This window comes from Massilia sp. 01N410 (assembly GCF_056399665.1).
Genome location: NZ_JBFTRV010000008.1, coordinates 142,460 through 164,649, shown reverse-complemented (window position 1 = coordinate 164,649; position 22,190 = coordinate 142,460). Strand labels below are relative to the sequence as shown.

General features: G+C 66.0%; 17 protein-coding genes and 1 pseudogene. 8 read left to right on the top strand and 10 right to left on the bottom strand.

The annotated features are described in order from the left end of the window. Positions 1-3: 3 nt before the first annotated feature. From astB to AC1DOP_RS13440, 5 genes are all read left to right on the top strand, one after another. A complete protein-coding gene (gene astB / locus AC1DOP_RS13460) occupies positions 4-1,347 on the top strand; it encodes an N-succinylarginine dihydrolase (RefSeq protein ID WP_442123940.1) in 1,344 nt (447 codons plus the stop codon). A 199-nt stretch (positions 1,348-1,546) separates the two neighbouring features. Next, positions 1,547-6,271: an NAD-glutamate dehydrogenase domain-containing protein gene (locus AC1DOP_RS13455; RefSeq protein ID WP_477251684.1), complete on the top strand. Its 4,725-nt coding sequence runs from the start codon at positions 1,547-1,549 to the stop codon at positions 6,269-6,271. Between the two features lie 16 nt (positions 6,272-6,287). Continuing rightward, complete coding sequence (locus tag AC1DOP_RS13450) at positions 6,288-7,283, top strand: succinylglutamate desuccinylase (RefSeq protein WP_442123938.1); 996 nt, start codon at positions 6,288-6,290, stop codon at positions 7,281-7,283. A 52-nt stretch (positions 7,284-7,335) separates the two neighbouring features. Further along, positions 7,336-8,451 (top strand): NADH:flavin oxidoreductase/NADH oxidase, encoded by a 1,116-nt coding sequence (locus AC1DOP_RS13445; RefSeq protein ID WP_477251681.1) that lies wholly within the window; start codon positions 7,336-7,338, stop codon positions 8,449-8,451. A 99-nt stretch (positions 8,452-8,550) separates the two neighbouring features. Continuing rightward, positions 8,551-9,414 (top strand): head GIN domain-containing protein, encoded by an 864-nt coding sequence (locus tag AC1DOP_RS13440; protein ID WP_442123936.1) that lies wholly within the window; start codon positions 8,551-8,553, stop codon positions 9,412-9,414. Positions 9,415-9,474: 60 nt separating this feature from the next. On the opposite strand, the gene AC1DOP_RS13435 is transcribed toward AC1DOP_RS13440, so the two are convergent. Then, the gene (locus AC1DOP_RS13435; RefSeq protein ID WP_477251678.1) at positions 9,475-10,647 is read right to left on the bottom strand and encodes a globin domain-containing protein; all 1,173 of its coding nucleotides are present in this window, start codon (positions 10,645-10,647) and stop codon (positions 9,475-9,477) included. 90 nt (positions 10,648-10,737) lie between these two features. Next, positions 10,738-11,217: an RrF2 family transcriptional regulator gene (locus AC1DOP_RS13430; RefSeq protein WP_442123934.1), complete on the bottom strand. Its 480-nt coding sequence runs from the start codon at positions 11,215-11,217 to the stop codon at positions 10,738-10,740. Positions 11,218-11,377: 160 nt separating this feature from the next. Here AC1DOP_RS13430 and AC1DOP_RS13425 point away from each other — a divergent pair, with 160 nt between their 5' ends. Continuing rightward, complete coding sequence (locus tag AC1DOP_RS13425) at positions 11,378-12,880, top strand: APC family permease (protein ID WP_477251676.1); 1,503 nt, start codon at positions 11,378-11,380, stop codon at positions 12,878-12,880. A gap of 133 nt (positions 12,881-13,013) precedes the next feature. Here AC1DOP_RS13425 and AC1DOP_RS13420 read toward each other — a convergent pair. From AC1DOP_RS13420 to AC1DOP_RS13400, 5 genes and pseudogenes are all read right to left on the bottom strand, one after another. Beyond that, a pseudogene (locus AC1DOP_RS13420) lies at positions 13,014-13,160 on the bottom strand (NADH:flavin oxidoreductase/NADH oxidase); the annotation flags it as partial. Positions 13,161-13,179: 19 nt separating this feature from the next. Continuing rightward, on the bottom strand, positions 13,180-14,292 hold the full coding sequence (locus AC1DOP_RS13415) for an alpha/beta fold hydrolase (protein ID WP_442123932.1): 1,113 nt from the start codon (positions 14,290-14,292) through the stop codon (positions 13,180-13,182). Between the two features lie 203 nt (positions 14,293-14,495). Next, positions 14,496-16,664, bottom strand: a complete 2,169-nt coding sequence (locus AC1DOP_RS13410; protein WP_477251674.1) for a S46 family peptidase — start codon at positions 16,662-16,664, stop codon at positions 14,496-14,498. A gap of 143 nt (positions 16,665-16,807) precedes the next feature. Next, positions 16,808-18,085: a cardiolipin synthase gene (gene cls / locus AC1DOP_RS13405; protein WP_442123930.1), complete on the bottom strand. Its 1,278-nt coding sequence runs from the start codon at positions 18,083-18,085 to the stop codon at positions 16,808-16,810. 69 nt (positions 18,086-18,154) lie between these two features. Further along, positions 18,155-18,424, bottom strand: coding sequence for a GlsB/YeaQ/YmgE family stress response membrane protein (locus AC1DOP_RS13400; RefSeq protein WP_036170652.1), 270 nt, complete (start codon positions 18,422-18,424; stop codon positions 18,155-18,157). 285 nt (positions 18,425-18,709) lie between these two features. On the opposite strand from AC1DOP_RS13400, the gene AC1DOP_RS13395 reads away from it, so the two are divergent. Beyond that, on the top strand, positions 18,710-20,209 hold the full coding sequence (locus tag AC1DOP_RS13395) for a hypothetical protein (RefSeq protein ID WP_477251671.1): 1,500 nt from the start codon (positions 18,710-18,712) through the stop codon (positions 20,207-20,209). A 67-nt stretch (positions 20,210-20,276) separates the two neighbouring features. Here AC1DOP_RS13395 and AC1DOP_RS13390 read toward each other — a convergent pair whose 3' ends face one another. Genes AC1DOP_RS13390 through AC1DOP_RS13380 form a run of 3 tightly spaced genes read right to left on the bottom strand, consistent with a single transcriptional unit; the run spans position 20,277 to position 22,019 of the window. Further along, complete coding sequence (locus AC1DOP_RS13390) at positions 20,277-20,849, bottom strand: YceI family protein (RefSeq protein WP_442122757.1); 573 nt, start codon at positions 20,847-20,849, stop codon at positions 20,277-20,279. Between the two features lie 50 nt (positions 20,850-20,899). Beyond that, complete coding sequence (locus AC1DOP_RS13385) at positions 20,900-21,448, bottom strand: YceI family protein (RefSeq protein WP_442122758.1); 549 nt, start codon at positions 21,446-21,448, stop codon at positions 20,900-20,902. A 10-nt stretch (positions 21,449-21,458) separates the two neighbouring features. Beyond that, the gene (locus AC1DOP_RS13380; RefSeq protein ID WP_442122759.1) at positions 21,459-22,019 is read right to left on the bottom strand and encodes a cytochrome b; all 561 of its coding nucleotides are present in this window, start codon (positions 22,017-22,019) and stop codon (positions 21,459-21,461) included. Positions 22,020-22,040: 21 nt separating this feature from the next. Here AC1DOP_RS13380 and AC1DOP_RS13375 point away from each other — a divergent pair, with 21 nt between their 5' ends. Then, entirely contained in the window at positions 22,041-22,178 is a 138-nt protein-coding gene (locus AC1DOP_RS13375; protein WP_477251668.1) for a hypothetical protein, read from the top strand. Positions 22,179-22,190: the final 12 nt, after the last annotated feature.

The following is a 22,190-nucleotide window of genomic DNA, read 5'->3' as shown; positions in this document are numbered from 1 at the left end:
ACTATGCGTAATGCCCGCGAATTCAACTTCGACGGCCTGGTAGGGCCTTCGCACAACTACGCCGGCCTCTCCTTCGGCAACGTCGCCTCCTTCAACAACGTGAAGAGCGCGTCGAACCCGAGGCAGGCTGCCCTGCAGGGCCTGGCCAAGATGCGCGAACTGGCCGCGCGCGGTTTCGCGCAAGCCGTGCTGCCGCCGCAGGCGCGCCCGAACTTCCGGATGCTGCGGCGCCTCGGCTTCTCTGGCCTTGATGCCGACGTGCTGGCCCAGGCGTATCGGGAAGCGCCGGTGATCCTGGCCTGCGCCTGGTCCGCTTCGCCGATGTGGACCGCGAACGCCGCCACCGTCAGCCCGTCGAGCGACACCGCGGACGGCCGCGTGCACTTCACGGCCGCCAACCTGAACAACAAGCTGCACCGTGCCGAAGAGCACATCCAGTCGACCCGCACCCTGCGCGCACTGTTCGCGAACAGCGACCGCTTCGTGGTGCACGAGCCCCTGCCTTCCACGCCGGCGTTCGGCGACGAGGGCGCGGCGAACCACACCCGCTTCGCCAGCGCCCACGGCGCTCTTGGGGTCGAGTTCTTCGTCTACGGCCGCGTGGAATTCGATCCGTCCGCACCGAGCCCGAAAAAATACCCGGCGCGCCAGACCCTCGAAGCCTCGCAGGCGATCGCCCGCCTGCACGGCCTGGATGCGGCGCGCACCGTGTTCGCTTCGCAGAACCCGGACGTGATCGACCAGGGCGTGTTCCACAACGACGTGATCGCGGTCGGCAACGGCAACGTGCTGTTCTACCACGAGCAGGCTTTCGCCGACGAGACCGCGACCCTGGACGCGCTGCGCCGTGCGCTCGCCAACGTGGACGCCGACCTCGCCGCGGTGCGTGTCGATACCGGCATGGTGCCGGTCGCGGACGCGGTGGCCAGCTACCTGTTCAACAGCCAGCTGCTGTCGAAACCGGATGGCCGCATGGCGCTGGTGGTACCGCACGAATGCCGCGAGAACGCCGCGGTCTCGCGCTTCTTGGCCGGCCTGGTCGCGAGTGGCGGCCCGATCGACGAACTGATCGAGTTCGACCTGCGCCAGAGCATGCGCAACGGCGGCGGCCCGGCCTGCCTGCGCCTGCGCGTGGCGCTGACCGATGACGAGGCGGCCGCGATGCACCAGGGCGTGATCATGACCGATGAGCTCTACGCGAAGCTGGTGCCCTGGGTCGAGCGCCACTACCGCGACCGCGTCGAGCCGAAGGACCTGGCCGACCCGCAGCTGGCGATCGAATGCGCCGCCGCGCTGGAAGAACTGGAGCGTCTGCTCGGCCTGCCCGGACTGTACGACCTGGATTAACGAAGAGCCCCCGAAAATATTGCCGCGTGGATATAGAACTGCCTCGCCAGCGTCTTTACGGCATGTTCTAATAGCGGATTAGCTTTCGGGATAAGAAAGCAAGGAATCTGGACGGGACAACCCCGTCCGCATAAGCCTGAGCACGCGTGGCCACAAGCCGCGACGGACTCGGCATCAACACTCAGCTTTGGAGAAGCAAATGAATAAAGACATGCCGTCGGACCTGCGTACCCGTACGCTCGCCCTGGTTAACGAGAAAAATGCGGAAAACAAGCCTGCCGAACAGCTTGGTGCGCTGATCGGCGCCTGGCTCGGTTCCCTCGACGACGAGGACCTGGCGGGCGTTTCGCCGGACAGCCTGGCCGCGATCCTGCAGGACGGCTTCGCCCAGGTTGCGCAACGCACCGGCCAGGGCTGCCAGATCGCCCAGATGCGCTACACCGACGGGCGCTGCGGCATGTCGACTGCTCTCCTGATCCTCAACGAGGACATGCCCTACCTGGTCGATTCCTTCGTGATGGCGCTGCGCCGCCAGCGCGTGGTGGCGACCGGTGTGATGAATGCCGTGCTGCCGGTTCGCCGCGACGCGAATGGCGCCGTGGTCGCCGTCGGCGAAGCCGGCGCGCCGCTGGAATCCTATGTGCTCTGCCTGCTGGGTGAAGACCTGCCGCAGGAAGAGCTGGCCGCCCTGGTCGAGCGCCTGCAGATGGTGGCGCGCGACGCCGCCGTCGTCCACCGCGATGCCGTCGCCATGGGCGACCGCATGAGCGCCGTTGCCGCCGACGCCGCCGCGCAGGGCACGCCTGCCGGCCAGGAAGTCGCCGCCTTCCTCGAATGGGCCAGGAACGAAGGCTTCGAGCCCTTCGGCTATGCCTACTACTTCGTCAAGCCGGGCGTGCGCGAACTCGAACGCGACATCCCGAGCCGCATCGGCGTGCTGCAGGACACCTCGCACCCGGTTTACGCGACGAGTATCCAGAACATCCCGGGCGACTTCGAGATCCTGTCGAAGCGCGAAGAGACCCTGTCGATCGTGAAGGCCGACGTCGCCGGCACCCTGCACCGCGACCAGCCGCTCGACTTCATCGGCGTGCGCGCCACCGACGCCCAGGGCAACACCATCGGCGAACACTGCTTCATCGGCCTGTTCACCCGCGCCGCCACCTCGACCCCGTTGGCGCGCCTGCCGTTCGCGCGCGGCCGCGTCGCCAAGGTGCTCGGCATCGCCGGCGTGCGCCAGGAAGGCTTCCGCGCCGAGAAATTCCTGGAGATCCTGGAATCGCTGCCGCGCACCGAAGCGCTGGAAGCCGATCCGGAATGGCTGGCCCAGGTCTGCAGCGCCGTGGTCTCGCTGTACAAGCAGCCGCGCGCCAAGGTGTTCGCGCGCCGCGACGTCTACGCCCGCCACCTGAACGTGCTGGTCTACCTGCCGCGCGAGCGCTACAGCGCCGCCGTGGTGGCCGCCCTGGCCCAGGCCCTGAAGGACAGCTCGGGCGCCAGCGACGTGCGTACCCAGACCCTGGTGGCCGACGGCCCGCTGGCCCGCGTCTACCTGATCGCCCAGGCCGCGCGCAATCCGCTCGACCTGGAAACCGACATCCAGCAGCCGCTGCTGTCCGTGCTGGACGGCTGGCATGACCGCTACACCACGCTGACCGATGGCGTCGAAGACGTCCCGACCCGCAACGCGCTGCGCAAGCTGCTGCCGACCCTGCCGGTCAACTACGTGGCCGCCACCGCGCCGGAAGTCGCCTTCCGCGACGTCGCCGCCATCCTCGGCAACGGCAAGCCGAACCACGTGTCGGTTCGCATCGAGAGCGACGCCGCGACCGCTGGGGCAAGCTCTGCGTCGATCCGCCTGTACTCGACCGGCAGCCTGCCTTCGCTGTCGCGCATCCTGCCGGCCCTGCAGAACGCCGGCGTGGCGATCGACCGCGAGCAGGCCTTCGCGATCACCACCACCGACGGCGCCCGCCACTTCGTGACCAGCCTGATCGTCGATGCGGAAAGCGCGGCCAAGCTGGCCAAGCCGGGCATCGCCGAGGTGGCCGAAGAGCTGTTCGCCGCCCTGTTCAACGATGAAGCCGAAGACGGCCGCCTGAACGGCCTGACCATCGAAGGCGGACTGTCGACCCGCGAAGTGCAGCTGGTGCGTGCCTACATCAGCTACTGGCGCCAGGCCGGCAGCAAGTTCTCGACCCGCTACATGGCCGAAACCCTGCGCCTGCGCGCCGGCCTGGTGCGCGAACTGGTCGAAGGCTTCAAGCTGCGCTTCGATCCGAAGCTGGGCGAAAACGAGCGCGCCTCCGGCAACGCCAAGCTGGCCGCGCTGAAGGCCGGCCTGGCCCAGGTCAACCACGCCGACACCGAAGAGATCATGGCCGCCCTGGTCGACCTGGTGATGGCGACCGTGCGTACGAATTACTTCCAGAACGAAGGGGAGAAGATCATCTTCAAGATCGCCACCGCCGACCTGGCGCTGGCCCCGGAACCGCGTCCGTGGCGCGAAATCTATGTGTTCTCGCGCCGCTTCGAAGGCGTGCACCTGCGCGGCGGCCCGGTCGCCCGCGGCGGCCTGCGCTGGTCGGACCGCATGGAAGACTACCGCACCGAAGTGCTGGGCCTGGTGAAGGCGCAGATGGTCAAGAACGCCGTGATCGTGCCGGCCGGCTCGAAAGGCGGCTTCGTCTGCAAGCAGATGCCGAAGGATGCCGTGCGTGAAGTGGTGGCGGCCGAGGGCGAAGCAGTCTACCGCCTGTTCATCTCCAGCCTGCTGGAAGTGACCGACAACCGCGTGCGCGGCGAGATCGTCGCGCCGAACGACACCGTGCGCTACGACCAGGACGACCCGTACCTGGTGGTGGCTGCCGACAAGGGCACCGCGACCTTCTCCGACATCGCCAACAGCATCGCCGTCTCGCGCGGCTTCTGGCTGGGCGACGCCTTCGCCTCGGGCGGCTCGAACGGCTACGACCACAAGAAGATGGGCATCACCGCGAAGGGCGCCTTCGAAGCCGTCAAGCGCCACTTCTACGAGATGGGCCATGACATGAACACCACCCCGATCACCATGGTCGGCGTGGGCGACATGTCGGGCGACGTGTTCGGCAACGGCGTGCTGCTGTCGAACCAGCTGAAACTGGTCGCCGCATTCGACCACCGCCACATCTTCCTGGATCCGACCCCGGACGTCGCCGTCTCCTTCAACGAGCGCAAGCGCATGTTCGCGCTGCCGCGTTCCTCGTGGGAAGACTACGACAAGAGCCTGATCTCGCAGGGCGGCGGCGTGTTCCCGCGCAGCGCCCGCCACATCGAGCTGACCCCGCAGGTCCGCGCCGCGCTGGGCATCGAAGAGACCAGCCTGTCGCCGGAAGAGCTGATGCACCGCATCCTGCTGGCGCCGGTCGACCTGTTCTACAACGGCGGCATCGGCACCTACATCAAGGCCTCGACCGAGACCCACGCCCAGGTGCGTGACCGCGCCAACGACAACATCCGCGTCAACGGCAGCGAACTGCGCTGCAAGGTCGTGGCGGAAGGCGGCAACCTGGGCGCGACCCAGGCCGGCCGTATCGAGTTTGCCCTGGCTGGCGGCCGCATCTTCACCGATGCGATCGACAACTCGGCAGGCGTGGACTGCTCCGACCACGAAGTCAACATCAAGATCTGGCTGGACACCGAAGTCAATGCCGGCCAGCTGCCGGAAGCCGACCGTAACCGCGTGCTGAACGAGATGACCGGTGCCGTGGAAGAGCTGGTCCTGCGCGACAACAAGCTGCAGACCCACCTGCTGGTGCGCGAAGCCCAGGCCCAGTCGAACAGCGCGGTGGTGGACGGCTATGCCGCCCTGATCGCCAGCCTCGAAGCCGAAGGCGCCGTCTCGCGCGAACTGGAACAGCTGCCGTCCGAGACCGAGCTGCAGCGCCGCAAGGCACTCGGCCAGGGCCTGACCACGCCGGAACTGGCGGTCGTCATCGCCAACGTCAAGAACCGCTTCAAGCGCATCCTGGCCGCCCTGCCGCTGACCGAGCAACCGTGGGCCGAAACCGTGCTGCGTCCGTACTTCCCGGAACAGCTGGTCGCCACCCGCAAGCCGCTCGCGCACCCGCTGGCCAACGCCATCCTGGCGACCGTGCTGGCCAACGAGTCGGTCAACCGCTGCGGTCCGCTGATGCTGCGCGACCTGGCCCAGGAACACCGCATCGACGACGCCGAAGTGGTCAAGGCCTGGGGCCAGGCCTGGGCTGCCCTGCACCTGGCGCCGGTATTCGATGCGCTCGACGCCGACGCCCTGAAGGTGCCGCGCGACGTCTCGCAGACCGTCGATGTGCGTACCCGCGTGATGCTGCGCACCGTGATCGAAGGCGTGCTGTCGCTGCCGGCCGAACAGGCAGGCGCCGGCGGCATGGCCGAGCTGTCCAAGCTGTTCTCGCAGCCGGAGCAGCTGGCGCGCCTGAATCCGGGCAAGTCGGATGCGGACGCCCACGCCGGCCTGCCGCCGTCCTTCGCGCAGGCATGGAAGGCGGTCGACACGGTCGAATCGCTGGCGGCCTTCCTGTTCGCGGCGGTGTCGGTGCAGAGGCCTGGCGGCATGTCGCTGGCCGAGTTCCTGCAGGTCGGCATGCTGCTGCGCGCCGAATCCGGCATCGACACGCTGGAGCGCGGCCTGAAGCTGCCGGCCACCAGCAAGTCGCAGGAACAGCTGCGCAACTACGCGATGCAGGCCCTGCGCCGCACCCAGCAGCGCCTGCTGCTGACCGTGCTGGAACGCAGCAAGCAGACCGGCGACATGCAGGCCGCGGTGCAGGAAGTCACCAGCGCCATGGGCCTGACGGGCTTCGCCCAGCCGACCGACCTCGAACAGGCGATGCTGAACGTCTGGTCGCTGTCGGAAGGTTCGAGCCCTGAACGCATCGCGGCCTAAGTTGCTGAGTCAAGCCATGAGCGCAGCTTCGTTCGAAGCACTGCCGGAATCGGTACGGGTCCTGGCCCAGGCCGATTTCGGCCAGGTGGCCGGCCTGTTCCGCGACGCCGGCTTCACGGTCGGCCTCCCTGCAAAGGGCGTGCTGACCTTGAAGCATGCGCATGCCGACACGGCGCGTGCGAGCGTGCTGCTGTCGGTGGGCGTGCACGGCGACGAGACCGGGCCGATCGAGATGGTCGCGCACCTGCTCGATGCGCTGTCGCGCGCGCCGCGGGAACTGAAGGTGGACCTGATGCTGTGCGTCGGCAGCATCGACGCCATCGCGGTCGGCAAGCGTTTCATCGACGCCGACCTGAACCGCATGTTCCGCCTCGAACGCGGCGACCTCGCCGGCACCTTCGAGGCGGGCAGGGCGGACACCCTGATCGCCGCGACGCGTGCGTTCTTCGACGGCGCCGGCCCGCAACGCTGGCACCTCGACCTGCACACGGCAATCCGCGCCTCGCGCTATCCGAAGTTCGCGATCGTGCCGGAGCTGATCGAGAAGGGCGCGCGCAAGGCCCTGATCGAATGGCTGGGGCAGGGCGGCATCGAAGCCGTCATCATGAACCCGAAGTCGGCCGGTACCTATTCGTACTGGACGGCGGAGCGGCACGGCGCCGCCGCCAGCACGGTGGAGCTGGGCCGCATCGGCACCCTGGGGCGGAACGACCTGTCGCAGTTTGCGGCGATGAGCGCGGCGCTGCATGCGCTGTTGCGCGGAGCGCCCGCGCCGTCCGGGCAGGCGCCGCTGGTGTTCGACACCGCCCAGTCGATCATGAAGCTGTCCGATGCCTTCCGCATGAGCTTCGGGCGCGACACCGAGAACTTTACGCCCCTGAAAAAGGGCGAGGTCATCGCCACCGACGGCGATACCGTCTATACCGTCCAGCACGACGAGGAATTCGTCGTCTTCCCCAATCCGGACGTGCGTGTGGGTCTGCGCGCCGGAATCATGGTGGTGCGCACCTAATTCAATCGTGCGCGCTAGACTACCCCTTTCGACCGAAAGGGGAGTCTTTTCCATGAGCATGCTGTTTTCTCCGATCAAGCTGGGCCCGCTGGAGCTGGCCAACCGGATCGCCATCGCGCCGATGTGCCAGTACTCGGCCGACGAAGGCCTGCCGACCGACTGGCACATGATCCACCTGGGCCACCTGGCGCTGTCCGGCGCGGGCCTCCTGATCATCGAGGCGACCGCGGTCACGCCGGAGGGACGCATCTCGCCCGAGGACCTGGGCCTGTGGTCCGACGAGCACGCGGCCGCGCTCGAACCCGTCATCAATGCGATGCGCCGCCACTCGCCAATCAAGATCGCGATCCAGCTCGGCCATGCCGGCCGCAAGGCATCCAGCGAAGTCCCCTGGCAGGGCGGCGCCAACATCCCGCCGGATCACCAGCGCGGCTGGCAGACCGTGGCGCCGTCCGCCATCCCGCATGCGCAGGGCGAGACCGTGCCGCTGGCGCTCGATGCCGACGGCCTGCAGCGCGTGAAGGAAGGTTTTGTCGCCAGCGCCCGCCGCGCCGATGCGCTCGGGCTGGACGCGATCGAGATCCACGGCGCCCACGGCTACCTGCTGCACCAGTTCCTGTCGCCGCTGTCGAACCGGCGCACCGACGAATACGGCGGCTCGCTCGAGAACCGCATGCGCTTCCCGCTGGAAGTGTTCGATGCGATCCGCGCGGCCGTGTCGCCGGAGATGGTGGTCGGCATGCGCATCTCGGCCACCGACTGGGTCGAGGGAGGCTGGGACCTGGGCCAGAGCCTGGCCTTGTCCGAGGCGCTGGAACAGCGCGGCTGCCAGTTCCTCCACGTCTCGAGCGGCGGGCTGTCGCCGCTGCAGAAGATCCCGGTGGGGCCGGGCTACCAGATCGAGTTCGCGGCCCGCATCAAGCAGGAGACCAGCATGCCGGTGATCGGCGTGGGCTTGATCACCGAGGCCAAGCAGGCCGAGACCATCGTCCAGACCGGCCAGGCCGACATGGTGGCGCTGGCGCGCGCCATGCTGTACGACCCGCGCTGGCCCTGGCATGCGGCGGCCGAACTCGGCGCCAGCGTGAGCGCGCCGCCGCAGTACTGGCGCTCCCAGCCCCACGAGTACAAGAACCTGTTCGGCGATACCCGCCTGGGCCAGCGCTGACGCCGTTCGTTCCGCGTTTCCTGCAGTTTGTCGCATGAGGAGGGCTGGCCCGGTCGCGCCTTGTTAGAGTTCAATCACTACTAACAGAAAGGCCATCCCATGCGTACACTGCTCGCCATCGCCTGCCTCGCCGCCCTCGGCGGCTGCGCCATCGTCGTCGCTCCCGGCGCCGACGGCGACTACCAGGTCCGGACCCCCTTCAACGGTAACACGGTCGACGGCGACGGCGTGGCCGCGCGCGACCAGCGCATGATCGGCACCGTGAACGGCCTGGACGTGAATGGATCCTTCGTGGTCGACGTGCGTGTCGGCCCGGCAACCTCGCTGGTGGTGGAAGCCGACAGCAACCTGCTGCCGCTGATCCGCACCGACGTGCGCGGCGACACCCTGAACATCTATGCCGACCGCTCCTACCGCAGCCGCAATCCGGTGCACGTGATCTACACGGTGCCGCGCCTGACCGACCTGAACCAGAACGGCTCCGGCCGCATCACGGTGGAAGGCCTGAGCGGCACGCCGCTGTCCGTGCGCCGCAACGGCTCGGGTTCCGTGAACCTGTCCGGCCAGGTGGCCAGCCTGGAAGCCAGCAGCAACGGCTCGGGCAGCCTCGACGCCTCGCGCCTGCAGAGCGCCAACGCCAGGCTGAACCTGAGCGGCTCCGGCCGCCTGGAAGTCGGCGAGGTTCGCGGCGACTACGCGATCGTCAACCTGAACGGCTCGGGCCAGCTGCGCGTGACCGGCACAGTGCGCTCGCTGACGGCACGCGCGAACGGCTCCGGCCACCTCGACCTGGGCAAGCTGTCCAGCGACCAGGCCGACCTCTCGTCCTCGGGCTCGGGCGGCATCACCGCCAACGTCCGCCAATCGCTGATCGCCCAGAACGGCGGTTCGGGCGGGATCCGCGTGTACGGCAATCCGGGGCAGCGCTCGGTGAGCGGCAACCACGTTCAAATGCTGAATTAAATATCGTGGCGGCCGCATCAACGTAGGGTGGGCACTCCGTGCCCATGCCCGTCGATGGTATTACAGCAGGTGATCGAGCAGCTCCGGCCCGAACACCTCGCGATGCAGGCGCCCCGCCGGCACACCCAGGTGCAGCAGCGACAGCCACTGCGCCTGCATGAACTTGTGCGGACCGCACAGCCACACATTCGCTCCCTCGCGCGGCCAGGACGGCAGCTTGGTCACGTCCATGCGGCCTTGCGCATCTTCATAGAAGGTCACCAGCGACAGGTTCGGCATCGCATCCTTCAGCGCGCCCACTTCCTCGCGCAGCGGATGGTGGGTGGCGTCGCGCGCGGCATGGGCGAAGATCACGCGGCGCTGCGGATTCACTTTTGCGATGCGCTTCAGTGCCGAGACCATCGGGGTGATGCCGATGCCGGCCGACAGCAGCACGATCGGCTGCTCGCCTTCGGTGTCGGGAGTGAATTCGCCGAAGGGATGCGAGACCTGCAGGATCGAGCCCACCTGCACGTTCTGGTGCAGCCAGTTCGAGACCATGCCGGCCGGCGTGCCGGCGTCGGCGTCTTCACGCTTGACGGAAATGCGCTGGCTTTCCTTGCCGGGGGCGTCGGACAGGCTGTACTGGCGCAGCTGGTGGCTGCCGTCCGGCAGGTCGACCGCGACGCTGACGTACTGGCCGGCCTGGAAGGCCGGCAGCGGCTTGTCGTCGGCCGCGACGAAGCGGAAGGACACCACGTTCTCGCTCTCGCGGACGACTTCCGTGACGCGCATCGGGCGGGTCTCGCCCGGCTGGATGCCGGCGGTGCTATACATCTCGGCTTCGGCGGCGATCAGCAGCTTGGCCAGCGAGTTGTAGGCTTCCTTCCAGGCGTCCAGCAGCGGTTCGGTGGCGGCGTCGCCCAGGGTCGCGGCGATTGCGCCCAGCAGGTGGCGGCCGACGATCGGGTAGTGTTCGGCGCGGATGCCGACCGAGACGTGCTTGTGGACGATGCGATTGACCACCGGACCCAGCGCGCCCGGATTGCCGATGTTGGCCGCGTAGGCGAACACCGCCGATGCCAGCGACTGCTGCTGCGCCCCGCTTGCCTGGTTGCCCATGTTGAAGATGCGGGTCAGCTCAGGATGCGCGCCCAGCATGTTCTGGTAGAACAGCTTGGTGATGGTCAGGCCGTGTTGGCGCAGGACCGGCACGCTGGCGTCGATATAGGGGCGGGAAGCGTCGGAAATCATGGTTTTTTCCTTATTGATGCATTTAAAATGCAGATTTAACGTTCAAAAAAATGCCCGCGAAGCGAGCACCTACTTCTCTTCTTTCCAAGTCTATGAGCCAGCCTTGGCTGTCTCACTCTTGTTCCCACTCCAGAACATCCGGTGCATGCGAATCACCTGTTCGCCAGTCGCGCCCGAGGTGGCGTTGGCCAGCGTGTAGCGGTCCATCGCCTCGTAGAAGGCGCGCATCCCGGCGCGCAGCATGCCGCGCAGCTGGCAGTCGAGCTTGAGGGCGCAGTCCGTTCCCTCGCAGTCGACCAGTTCATCGTCCTCGCCTTCCAGCTTGCGCAACACCTGGCCGATGGTCAGGGTGCTTGGGTCGGCCGCCAGGCGCAGGCCGCCGTTGCGTCCGCGCGTCGCCGTGATCCAGCCCAGCTTGGCCAGCTGCCCGACCACCTTCACCAGGTGGTTCAGCGGGATGTCGAACTGGGCGCCGATCTCGGCAACCGTCACCGGGTGAGGGCGTTCGCCGGCCCGCTCCAGGTAAATGAGCACGCGCAGGCCGATATCGGAAAAGCGGGTGAGGCGCATCGTTTGGTCTTCGTGAAAACACAGGTATTCTACATAAATATGCATAAAAAATGCATCTTTAAGGGAATATTTTTTCTGAGCATTGCAAAATGTTATCTATAAGTGGCCAGCAACTGGCCCTATAATCGCAGGCTTTGGAAGTGCGACCAAAGGACACGCCGTGAACCAGACATTGGGCCAGAAGCTCTTTAGAACCAAGACGTCCGAGCGCAAGCTCGACGACGCGTCCGCCCACGGCGGTGGGCTCGGCCGCACGCTCGGCCTGTTCCCGCTGACCATGATCGGCGTCGGCGCCACCATCGGCACCGGCATTTTCTTCACCATGGTCGAAGCGGTGCCGAAGGCCGGCCCGGCGGTGGTGCTGTCGTTCCTGCTTGCCGCCATCACCGCCGGCCTGACCGCGCTGTGCTATGCCGAGCTGGCGGATCGCGTGCCGGCCTCCGGCTCGTCCTATTCCTTCGCCTACGCCACCGTGGGCGAATTCGCCGCCTTCGTGGTCGCCGCCTGCCTGCTGCTGGAATATGGCTTGGCCGCCAGCGCCACCGCGATCGGCTGGTCCGACTACCTGAACAACTTCCTGCAGAACGCGATCGGCTGGCAGATCCCGGACGCCCTGCGTTCGCCGATGATCGTCTCGGGCAAGAACGGCATCGAATTCCATGCCGGCCACATCAACCTGCCGCCGATCCTGCTGGTGGTGATGTGCTGTGTCCTGCTGATCCGCGGCACCAAGGAATCGGCGGCCACGAATGCCATCATGGTCATGATCAAGCTCGTCATCCTGATCTTCTTCGCGGCGATTGCCCTGACCGGCTTCGACATCAATAACTTCCACCCCTTCTTCGCGGCGAAGGACGGCCACAGCCTGGGCGGCATGGCCGGCGTGACGGCGGCGGCGGGCACCGTGTTCTTCTCCTTCATCGGCATCGACACCATCGCCACCGCCGGCGAGGAAACCCGCAACCCGACCCGCGACGTGCCGCTCGGGATCCTGATCGCCCTCTTGATCGTGACCGTGTTCTACATGCTGGTGGCGGTTGCCGCCATGGGCGCCCAGCCGGCCCATATGTTCGAGGGCCAGGAAGCCGGCCTCGCCGTGATCCTGCAGAACGTGACGGGCAAGGCCTGGCCGGCACTGGTGCTGTCGGGCGGCGCCGTCATCTCCGTGTTCTCGGTGACCCTGGTGACGATCTACGGCCAGACCCGCATCCTGTATGCGATCTCGCGCGACGGCCTGATCCCGAAGACCTTTCAAAAAGTGAACCCGCGCACCCAGTCGCCGGTGGCGAATACCCTGATCGTCTCGATCGTGGTGGGCATCGTGGCCGGCCTGGTCGACTCCACCTTCCTGTGGGACATGGTGAGCATGGGCACCCTGGTCGCCTTCATGGTGGTCTCGGTGGCGGTGCCGGTCATCCGCCGCAAGCAGAAGGAAGAGGACAAGCGCACCGGCCGCAAGGGGTTCCGCGTGCCTTTCGGTCCCTACCTGGTGCCGGGCCTGTCGATCCTGGCCTGCCTCTACCTGGTGCTGGGCCTGTCGCCGATCACCTATACCGTGTTCGCGGTGTGGATGACGGTGGCGGTGCTGACCTATTTCGGCTATGGGCTGCGTAACAGCCGCTTGAACAGGGCTGGGACGCAGGCAACGGAGTTGACGCATTAATCACGCGTCATCCCCGCGAAAGCGGGAACGACGTGCTTGAGTTACCGGATTACTTCTGCATCCTGTAACGCTCCAGCCAATGCGCGCGGTCAGCGGCAGGTTCTGCGGCCAGACTTCGCGCACGGCCTCCAGGGTCGTCCAGCGTCATCTCCTTCGGCACTTTCGGCAGGCCGCCACCGTAGGCGACAGCCGACAGCGCGATGGTGTCCCAGCCTTAGGGCGCATCGGACGGGATGTGGTCGTCGCCTTCCCAGGGACGGTTGGCGCTGGCCTTGCGGCCGATCGAGAACCGCCGGTCCTCACCGCGCCAGCGGCTTCACATACGTTAACAGGCTGACCAGCGTCTTGCCCGGCTCTTCCCAGGGGATCATGTGGGCCGAGCGCTCGAACCATACCGCGCGCTTGTACGGGGCCTGTACCTGCGCCAGCCAGGCTTCGGCCGGGGCGGTGGGCGTGGTGTAGTCATGCCGGCCGAGGAACATCACGACCGGGATCGGGAAACGCTTCACGCCGGAGAAATCGACCTGCACGAATTCCGGCAGCACCCGTCCCAGCGTCAGCAGGCTTCCACGGTCGATGTCGCGCACCTGCTTGCCGTCGTATTCGGGCGAGAGAAGGGGACCATCGAAGAAGTAGCCGGAGCTGCTGCGGAAGGCGCTCAGGCCGCCGTAGTATTGCGGCCACTTGCGCGCCACGATGATGCGCTCGCGCGTGATCGGCTGGTTGCCGGGGTAGGGAGCGATCGAGGCGAGGTCGCGCAGCGCCTCCCGGTTGTCGTGCGCCTTTGCCTGCGCCATCGCATAGTCGAAGCTGATGCGCTCGTTCTCGCGCGTGCTGATCACCTGGCCGATGCCGACATAGGCATGGAACAGGTCGGGGCGCTTGAGTGCCGCCTTCATGGCGATGATGGTGCCCCAGCTGTGACCCATCAGGATCAGCTTGTGCTTGCCGTAGCGCTGGCGCAGGTGCTCGGCCACTTCGATCGCATCGTCGACGTAGCGTTCGATACGGATCGTGCCGCCGACCGCTTCCGGATCGGTCTCGCCATAGGTCTTGCCCGCACCGCGCTGGTCGTAGTTGGCGACGGTGAAGTATTCTTCGATCGGACGCTGGAACTGCCACATGGTCGGCGTGACGGGGGAGGCCGGGCCGCCGTGAACGAACAGGACCATCGGATTCTCGCGATCCTGGCCGCGCACGCTGATCCACTGGTCGATGCCGCCGATGCGGGTCTTGTACGACTCCTGTATGGCGCCAGGGGCGACGATCTTTTCCAGGTCCGCGACCGCGGCGCGCGCCTCGCGGTACTCCCTGGCCTGCGCCTGCAAATCGGTATCCTGCGCCGCGGCGCCCGCGGCGCCCGCGGCCACCATGCCGGCCAGCGCCCAGCATGCGATCCATGTCCTTTTCATGCCGCTCCTCCCTGATCGATGGCGCCGGGCGCCGATTGCAGGCAAGTGTAGCGGTGCGGGCGGCAAGCGGCAGCTGACGGTGGACTGGAATGCCGATCCGGCCGGATGAACCGCCGCCATGGGCGACGAACGGAAAAAAAGCCACGCGCCTTGCGGCAGCGTGGCTTCTTGGATTGGACGCCGCGAAGCGTCCACCCAGGCGTTTACTTGACGCCCATTTCCTTCAGCAGGTTGTCCGCGTGGTCGACCTTGTCCATGTTCCACAGGATGTAGCGGATGTCGACCTGGATGTCGCGCGTGGCTTCCTTGTTGAAGTCCCAGTCCGAGATGATCGAATCGAGGGTGCCGTCGAAGGCCAGGCCGATCAGCTCGGCCTTCGAGTTCAGCGCAGCCGAACCCGAGTTGCCGCCGGTGATGTCCAGGGTTGCCAGGTAGTCGACCGGCACGGTCTTCAGCTTCGGATCGGCGTAGTTGCCGAAGTCCTTGGCGCGAATCGCGGCCAGCTGCTTCTCCGGTGCGTTGAATTCGCCTTCGCCGGTGTGCTTGGCAACCACGCCCTTCACGGTGGTGAAGGCGGTCCAGGAACCGGTGCCGTCGGCGCCGTAGCTGCGGCCCTTGACGTTGCCGAAGGTGACGCGCAGGGTCGAGTTGGCGTCCGGGTAGACGGCCTGGCCGCGGCTGTTCATGTAGGCGATCTTGGCCTTCATGTAGCTGGCGTAGGCTTTCTGGATGTTGCCGCCCAGTTCCTCGTCCTCGGCTTCTTCCTTGCGGTCGGCGTCGTACAGGGCGACGGCGGCCTTGATGAAGGCGTCGTTGCTGGACTGGAAGTCAGCCGGCGACTTGTTCAGCCACTGGACACGGAAGTCCTTGTTCTCCAGCTGCGAACCGGCGTACAGCTTGTCCAGCGCGGCCTTCAGTTCGGCTTCGCTCATGCCCGGCTTGATGCCCAGCGCGGCGTCGAAGGCGGCGTTTTCATTACCCGGCTGGGCGCGATTTTGCTCCACATATTGCTTCAGGAAGTTCAGCACCAAAGCCTTGTCGACCTTCTCGTCGTAGGTGCGGTCCTGGCCGGTGATGCTCGACGTCAGGCGCGGCATGTCGCGTTCCTGGTAGCCCGACTTGCGCTCGGCATCCGGCTTGGTGCGCTCGTTGGCCAGGCGGTACAGGGCGCGCGCCGAGTTCAGGAAGCGCGGGGTCGAGTAGCTCAGGAAGAACTCGCGCTTGATCTTGGCGTCGCGCTCGGCGATCAGCTTCTCGACGGTGTCGATGTCGGCGCCGAATTCGGCTTTACGCTGCGGGTTGGCGTTGACCCAGGCCTTCAGCGCACTGTGCTCGGCGGTCTTGCGCGCCAGGATGTCGCTGCCTTCGTAGCTGGCGATCATGCCCTTGCGGTTCTTGTAGTAGTTGTTGACGCCCGCGACCTGGCCGGCGTACTTCAGCTTGGCGGCCGGATCGTTCTTGGTCTCGCGCTCGATGATCGCCAGGGTCTCGCCCGACGCCTTCACGAAGGCCGGGTAGTTCCAGTCGAAGGTGAACGCCACTTCCGACGGCAGGCGGTGACGGTTGGTGCGGCCCGGGTAGCCCATGGCCATGATGAAGTCGCCTTCCTTGACGCCTTCCTTGGCGATCTTCAGGAAGTGCTTCGGCTTGTACGGCACGTTATCCTTCGAGAACTCGGCGGCCTTGCCGTCGCGGCTCACGTAGGCGCGGTAGAAGCCGTAGTCGCCGGTGTGGCGCGGCCACATCCAGTTGTCGGTGTCGCCGCCGAATTTGCCGATGCCGACTGCCGGCGCGTGCACCAGGCGCACGTCGCGGATTTCCAGCTGCTTGATGCGGTAGAACTCGAGGCCGCCGTAGAAGCTCGGCACGGTGCAGCGGTAGCCGGCGTCTTTTTCGCACTCGGCCACCAGCGCCTTCTGGTTCTTCTCGATCGCCTCGACGCGGGCCTTGCCGGTCAGCTTGGCGACTTCCGGGGTGATCACGCGGTTGGTGACGTTCGCCACTTCCTCGGTCACGAACACGCGGCTGCCCGGTGCGGCCGGCAGTTCCTCGTCCATGGTCTTGGCCAGGAAGCCGTTCGCCAGCAGGTCGCGCTGCGGGGTCGAGTTGATCGCCACGCTGTTGTAGACGCAGTGGTGGTTGGTGATCACCAGGCCCTGCGGCGAGACGAAGGAAGCCGAGCAGCCGCCCAGGCTCACGATCGCGCCCGCCGGGAATTCGGTCAGCTTGGTCAGGGTGGCCGGGTCGAGCTTGAGGCCGGCGGCTTTCAGTTGCTTGGCTACTTGTGGCAGCTGCTGCGGCATCCACATGCCTTCGTCCGCCTGAGCGGCGAAGCTGGTCAGGATGGCCAGCGAAAGAAGAGATTTTTTCATTCGTGTGGTGGGGGCTGCCAAAACCTGTTTTGGAGGCCCCGATACGTTAGTGGTTATTGGATTGTCGTCTCGTGGCTCTCTGGGAGCCGCCACAGTATGCGGATGTGAAAAACGACCGTCAACCAATATTTGCCACTTTGTAATTACAGCTGCGCACCGATCAGGTCGGCCAGTTTGCCCGCCGCCTTGTCGTGCAGCGGACGGTTTTCCCACTGCTGCAGCGAGACCGGCTTCGCGCGGCGCCAGTCGTCTTCGAAGACCGCTTCCTGTTGCTTGGCGAAGACCGGATCGAGGACGTTCAGGTTGGCTTCGTCGTTCAGGCTGAAGGAGCGGCTGTCGAAGTTGGTGGAGCCCACCGACACCAGCAGCGAATCGACCACCAGCGCCTTCACGTGGTACATGGTGGGCTGGTACTCGGCGATCCTGATGCCGGCCGCGAGCAGTTCGCCCCAGCGCTCGCGCGAGGCGGCGCGCACCACGTCCGAGTCGATGATCTTGCCGGGAGTGATGACGCGCACGTCGACCCCGCGCTTGGCCGCCGCGACCAGGGCCCGCACCGCCAGGTCGTCCGGCACGAAATACGCGTTCGACAGGTGGATCGTGTGGCGCGCGGCGGTGATCGCCAGCAGGTACATCAGGTGCATGCTCTCGCTGCCGCCGGTGATGGAACTGGAAAACATCTGCGCCGCCGACTCGCCCTCGTGCTTCAGGGCCGGGAAGTAGGCGTCGCCGTCGAGCACGGTGCCGGTGGCCTTGGTCCAGTTGTCGTTGAACACGGCCTGCATCTGGCCGACCACCGGGCCCTCGACGCGGAAATGGGTGTCGCGCCAGTGGTCCTCGTCCTGGCCGTGGCCGCGCCATTTGTCGGCGATGCCGACGCCACCCGTAAAGCCGATGCGGCCGTCGACGACCAGCAGCTTGCGGTGGGTGCGGTTGTTCAGCCGCGCCAGCTTCCACCACACCGGCTTGTGGTAGCGGTGCAGCTCGACGCCGGCGCTGCGCATCTGCTCCATTTCGGCATTACTGATCTTCATGCTGCCGATCCAGTCCAGCAGGACGTGGACCTTGACGCCGGCGCGCGCGCGTTCCGCCAGCGCTTCCGTGAATTCGCGGCCGATCGAGCCGGACCAGTAGATATAGGTTTCGAAGGTGATGGTGCGCTGCGCCTCGCGAATCGCCTTCAGCATGGCGGGGAAGATCTGGTCGCCGTTCAGCAGGACCTCGACCTTGTTGCCTTCGACCAGGGGCGGGCCGAGCAGCACGCCGAGGGAGCGGCGGAATTGCGGGTCGTTGGTGTCGTACTGGCGGGTCAGCTGGGTCTCGATCTGTTTTTCGTTCGGCATGAGGTTGAGCGCCAGCAGGCCGACCATGAGGGTGGCGATGCAGGCGATCAAGGCAACGATGGAGCGACGTATACGCATGGAAGTATTTTAGACACAAAAAAACCAACGCCGGAAAGAGCGTTGGTTTTAACCGAAGTAGCGCACTGCTTAGCGGACGCGGCCGCGACGCAGCAGATTCACGATGGCCAGCAGGATCACGGCGCCCAGGAAGGAAACGAGCAGCGACGAGACACTGAAGTCGTCCGCGTTGATGGTGCCGGAACCGAACAGCGGGGACAGCAGCCAGCCGCCCAGGAAGGCACCAACGATACCGACCACGACATTGAGAATCATGCCTTGTTCAGCGTCCGTCTTCATGACCATGCTGGCGAGCCAGCCGAGAATACCACCGACGACGATCCAGATAATGAATAACATGTTGATTCCTCCTCAAGTTGGAAAAACATACTCCAGGCCAATTGATTGCCGAGGCCATGGGCAAAGTCTAGTGATGCGTACGTACCCGGGTCGGTGCGGCAACGTACGTTAGACGCGCAAAGTGCGACGACGTTCTCTTGATGCTTGGAATGTCCGGGCAAGGGTGCGTCAGCGAACAGAAGCGCACTGCTGGGCAGGCATATCGTTGCTTCCATTGCACTACCCGATTTTTAGAAAACACGTATCCAATACGTGCCTGGCACACCGACCTTGAGAGGACACACTATGAGCATCTTCGACACCGACAAGCAGAACAACCAGAATCGCATGGTCACCGGCCTGTTCCCGGACCGCGCCAGCGCCGAACGCGCCTACAGCGCCATCTCGACGCGCGGCTATACCAAGGACGACGTCAACCTGATGATGTCGGACTCGACCCGCAAGACCCATTTCAACGACACCGAAACCGAGCTGGGCAGCAAAGCGGCTGAAGGCGCCGGCGTCGGTGCCGGTATCGGCGGCACCATCGGCGCCGTGCTGGCCGGCGTGGCCGCGCTGGGCACCACCCTGGTGCTGCCGGGCCTGGGCCTGGTGGTGGCGGGTCCGCTGGCGGCCGGCCTGGCCGGCGCAGGCGCGGGCGGCATCACCGGCGGCCTGATCGGCGCACTGATCGGCGCCGGCATCCCGGAGGAGCGCGTCAAGCACTACGAAGAAGGCATCAACCAGGGCGGCATCCTGATGGGCGTGAATCCCCGTTCGGATGACGACGTCGAATACATCCAGCGCTCCTTCACCGATAACGGCGGCTCGCACGTGATCGGCACCGGCATCGGTGCCCTCGCCGGCGCGGCCGTGGGGGCGGGCATCGGCTCGGTCGCCGGCCCGGTCGGCACCCTGGCGGGCGCCGCGATCGGCGGCATCACCGGCGGCATGGCCGGCAAGGGCGCCGGCGAAGTCGTGAACCCGAAAGCGGGCGACGACCTGGGTGAACACTACATGGCCAAGGGTGTGGGCGCGGGCGCCGGCGCGGCAGTCGGTGCCGCCGCCGGTGCGGTGGCCGGCCCGATCGGCATGGCGGCCGGCGCCGCGATCGGCGGCCTGGCCGGCGGCGCTGCCGGACGTGGCGCGGGCGAAGTCGTGAACCCGCATGCGGAAGACCGCCTGCATGAACACAACCTGGCGCAGGGCACCGGCGCTGCCGGCGGCGCGCTGGCCGGTGCTTCGATCGGCGCCGTCGGAGGCCCGATCGGCGCGGTGGCTGGCGCGGTCGTCGGCGGCATTGCCGGCGACATGGCCGGCAAGGGCGCGGGTGAAGTCGTGAACCCGAAACCGGGCGACCAGCTGCATGAGCACAACCTGGCCGGCGGCGTCGGCGCGGGCGGCGGCGCGGCGGCCGGTGCGGCGCTGGGCGCGGTCGGCGGTCCGGTCGGCATGGCGGCCGGCGCGGCCATCGGCGGCATCGCCGGCGGCATGGCCGGCAAGGGCGCCGGCCACCTGGTCAACCCGACCGAGGAAGACAACTACTGGCGCACCAACTACCAGACCCAGCCGTACTACTCGCCGGGCTACAGCTACGACGACTACTCGCCGGCCTATGCGCTGGGCTACAACAACGCCCGCCGCTACCCGTCCTACGACCTGGCCGAGCCGCACATGGCCGATGAATGGGATCGCGTGAAAGGCCATTCGCGCCTGTCGTGGGAGCAGGCCAAGTCGGCCAGCCGTGCAGCCTGGGATCGCGTCGAGCGCGCCATGCCGGGTGACCTGGATCGCGACGGCCGTTAATTTTCCTTGAACGATAAAAAACCTCGGCGCCTTGCGGCGCCGAGGTTTTTTTACGTCCGGTCAAAAATTACTGCTTGACCGCTTCGACCTGGATCGCCAGCTTGACGTCCATATTGAAGCCGAAGGACTCGCCGTAGCTCACACCGAAGTCGCTGCGCTTGAAGGTGGCCGAGGCGTCGGCGCCGCACACTTCCTTCTTCAGCATCGGGTTGATGATGCACTTGAACTTGTTGACGGTGAGGGTGACCGGCTTGGTCACGCCGTGCAGGGTCAGTTCGCCGTCGACCGTTGCCGGGGTGTCGCCGTTGAACACCAGCTTGCCCTTGTAGGTCGCGGTCGGGAACTTGGCGACGTCGAACATCTCCGCCTTCTTGGCGTGCTCGTTCAGCTTGTCGTTGCCGAAGTCGATGCTGTTGGCGTCGATGACGATGTCGACGGTGCCGGTCTTGGCCGCGCGGTCCAGCACGATGCCGCCGTCGGTCTTGTTGAACTTGCCGCGCCAGACCGACAGGCCGCCGAAGTGGTCGGCTTCGAAGCTCGGGTAGGTGTGGCTCGGGTCGATCTTGTAGCTGTCGGCGGCGAAGGCGCTGCTTGCGAATGCTGCGGCCAGGAGGGCGATGCTCAGGTGCTTCAGTTTCATGTGACGGGTTTCCTTCGTTAGTGTGGATGCTGCCTATTAACTGCTGCTAATTAACCCGCGGCGACGCGGAACTTGATGACGATGTCGTCGGCGACGATGCTGGTGTCCTGCCACTCGCCTTCGCCGACGTTGAAGGCGCGGCGCTTGATCGGCAGCTGGCCTTCGAATACCTGCCTGCCGCCTTCGGGCTTCACGTTGAGCGGGAAGCTGACCTCGGCGGTCTTGCCCTTGATGGTCAGCTTGCCGGTGACGGTCAGCTTGTTGCTGCCTGCCGGCTTGATCGACGACGAGACGAAGGTCGCCTTCGGGAACTGGGCCGAGTTGAACCACTCCTTCTTCGCGATTTCCTTGTTGTAGTCGGCTTGGCCCATGTCGAAGCTGGCGGTGTCGATGTCGACCCGTGCGCTGGCCTTGTCCGGGTGCGCGGCGTCGTAGTCGATCCGGGCGTCGAATCGTTTGAAACTGGATTCGACCGGCACATCCATCTGCTTGAAAACGGCCGATACGCTGCTGTGGGCGACGTCGGTCTTGAGCGGCGCGGCGTTCGCGGCCAGGGCGACGCCGAGGAGGATGCCGGCCAGGGAAGAGGTGGTTTTCATGCTTTCTCCTTCAAATGGAACGACCGGGCAGCATGCGGCGCATGGTGCCGTCGCGGTCGAGGATCTGGTGCTTCAGGGCGGCCAGCAGGTGCAGGGCGACCAGGGCCGCCATGGCCATGTTCAGCCAGTAGTGCATTGGCTTGAGGATGTCGGCCAGGGCCGGATTCTTGGCGTAGAACACCGGCAGCTGGAACAGGCCGAAGTACTTGACCGGGACGCCGGCCGCCAGGGTATACAGGTAGCCCGAGACGGGCACGGCGAACATGAACAGGTAGAGCAGGTGGTGCAGGCCATGGGCCGCGCTTTGCTGCCAGGCCGGCATCGATGCCGCGAGCGCCGGCGGACGGTTCTTCAGGCGCCACAGCAGGCGCAGGGCGGCCAGCAGCAGCACGGTCACGCCGGCCCATTTGTGCCAGGAGTAGTAGCGCAGCTTGGTCGGCGAAAAGCCCGGGATGTCCGTCATCACCAGGCCGAGCGTGAAGGCGCCCACGATCAGCACGGCGATCAGCCAGTGAAGCGCGATCGCGGTCGTGGTGTAAGACTTCTGCTCCTGCCGCTGCCGCTCGTACATGTTTGACTCCGGAAAATATTCTTGTCGGAACAAGATCTTAACAAAATAGCTGGTGTATTGATTCCGTACTTTAACAATTCCATGGGGCGTCAGGAAGCCAGCAAAACGGATAACATTGTTCAGCTGGCGGAACAATCGGAAAAAGCTCCCATCGGATGAGGGTGTGACGAA

Excerpts from the sequence above, each read along its gene's own strand:
- AC1DOP_RS13440 (WP_442123936.1), top strand. The coding sequence starts at position 8,551 with ATGCGTACACTGCTCGCCATCGCCTGCCTCGCCGCCCTCGGCGGCTGC.
- AC1DOP_RS13455 (WP_477251684.1), top strand. The coding sequence starts at position 1,547 with ATGAATAAAGACATGCCGTCGGACCTGCGTACCCGTACGCTCGCCCTG.
- AC1DOP_RS13385 (WP_442122758.1), bottom strand. The coding sequence starts at position 21,448 with ATGAAAACCACCTCTTCCCTGGCCGGCATCCTCCTCGGCGTCGCCCTG.
- AC1DOP_RS13400 (WP_036170652.1), bottom strand. The coding sequence starts at position 18,424 with ATGTTATTCATTATCTGGATCGTCGTCGGTGGTATTCTCGGCTGGCTC.
- AC1DOP_RS13410 (WP_477251674.1), bottom strand. The coding sequence starts at position 16,664 with ATGAAAAAATCTCTTCTTTCGCTGGCCATCCTGACCAGCTTCGCCGCT.
- AC1DOP_RS13395 (WP_477251671.1), top strand. The coding sequence starts at position 18,710 with ATGAGCATCTTCGACACCGACAAGCAGAACAACCAGAATCGCATGGTC.
- AC1DOP_RS13450 (WP_442123938.1), top strand. The coding sequence starts at position 6,288 with ATGAGCGCAGCTTCGTTCGAAGCACTGCCGGAATCGGTACGGGTCCTG.
- astB (WP_442123940.1), top strand. The coding sequence starts at position 4 with ATGCGTAATGCCCGCGAATTCAACTTCGACGGCCTGGTAGGGCCTTCG.
- AC1DOP_RS13435 (WP_477251678.1), bottom strand. The coding sequence starts at position 10,647 with ATGATTTCCGACGCTTCCCGCCCCTATATCGACGCCAGCGTGCCGGTC.
- AC1DOP_RS13415 (WP_442123932.1), bottom strand. The coding sequence starts at position 14,292 with ATGAAAAGGACATGGATCGCATGCTGGGCGCTGGCCGGCATGGTGGCC.
- AC1DOP_RS13380 (WP_442122759.1), bottom strand. The coding sequence starts at position 22,019 with ATGTACGAGCGGCAGCGGCAGGAGCAGAAGTCTTACACCACGACCGCG.
- AC1DOP_RS13445 (WP_477251681.1), top strand. The coding sequence starts at position 7,336 with ATGAGCATGCTGTTTTCTCCGATCAAGCTGGGCCCGCTGGAGCTGGCC.
- cls (WP_442123930.1), bottom strand. The coding sequence starts at position 18,085 with ATGCGTATACGTCGCTCCATCGTTGCCTTGATCGCCTGCATCGCCACC.
- AC1DOP_RS13430 (WP_442123934.1), bottom strand. The coding sequence starts at position 11,217 with ATGCGCCTCACCCGCTTTTCCGATATCGGCCTGCGCGTGCTCATTTAC.
- AC1DOP_RS13390 (WP_442122757.1), bottom strand. The coding sequence starts at position 20,849 with ATGAAACTGAAGCACCTGAGCATCGCCCTCCTGGCCGCAGCATTCGCA.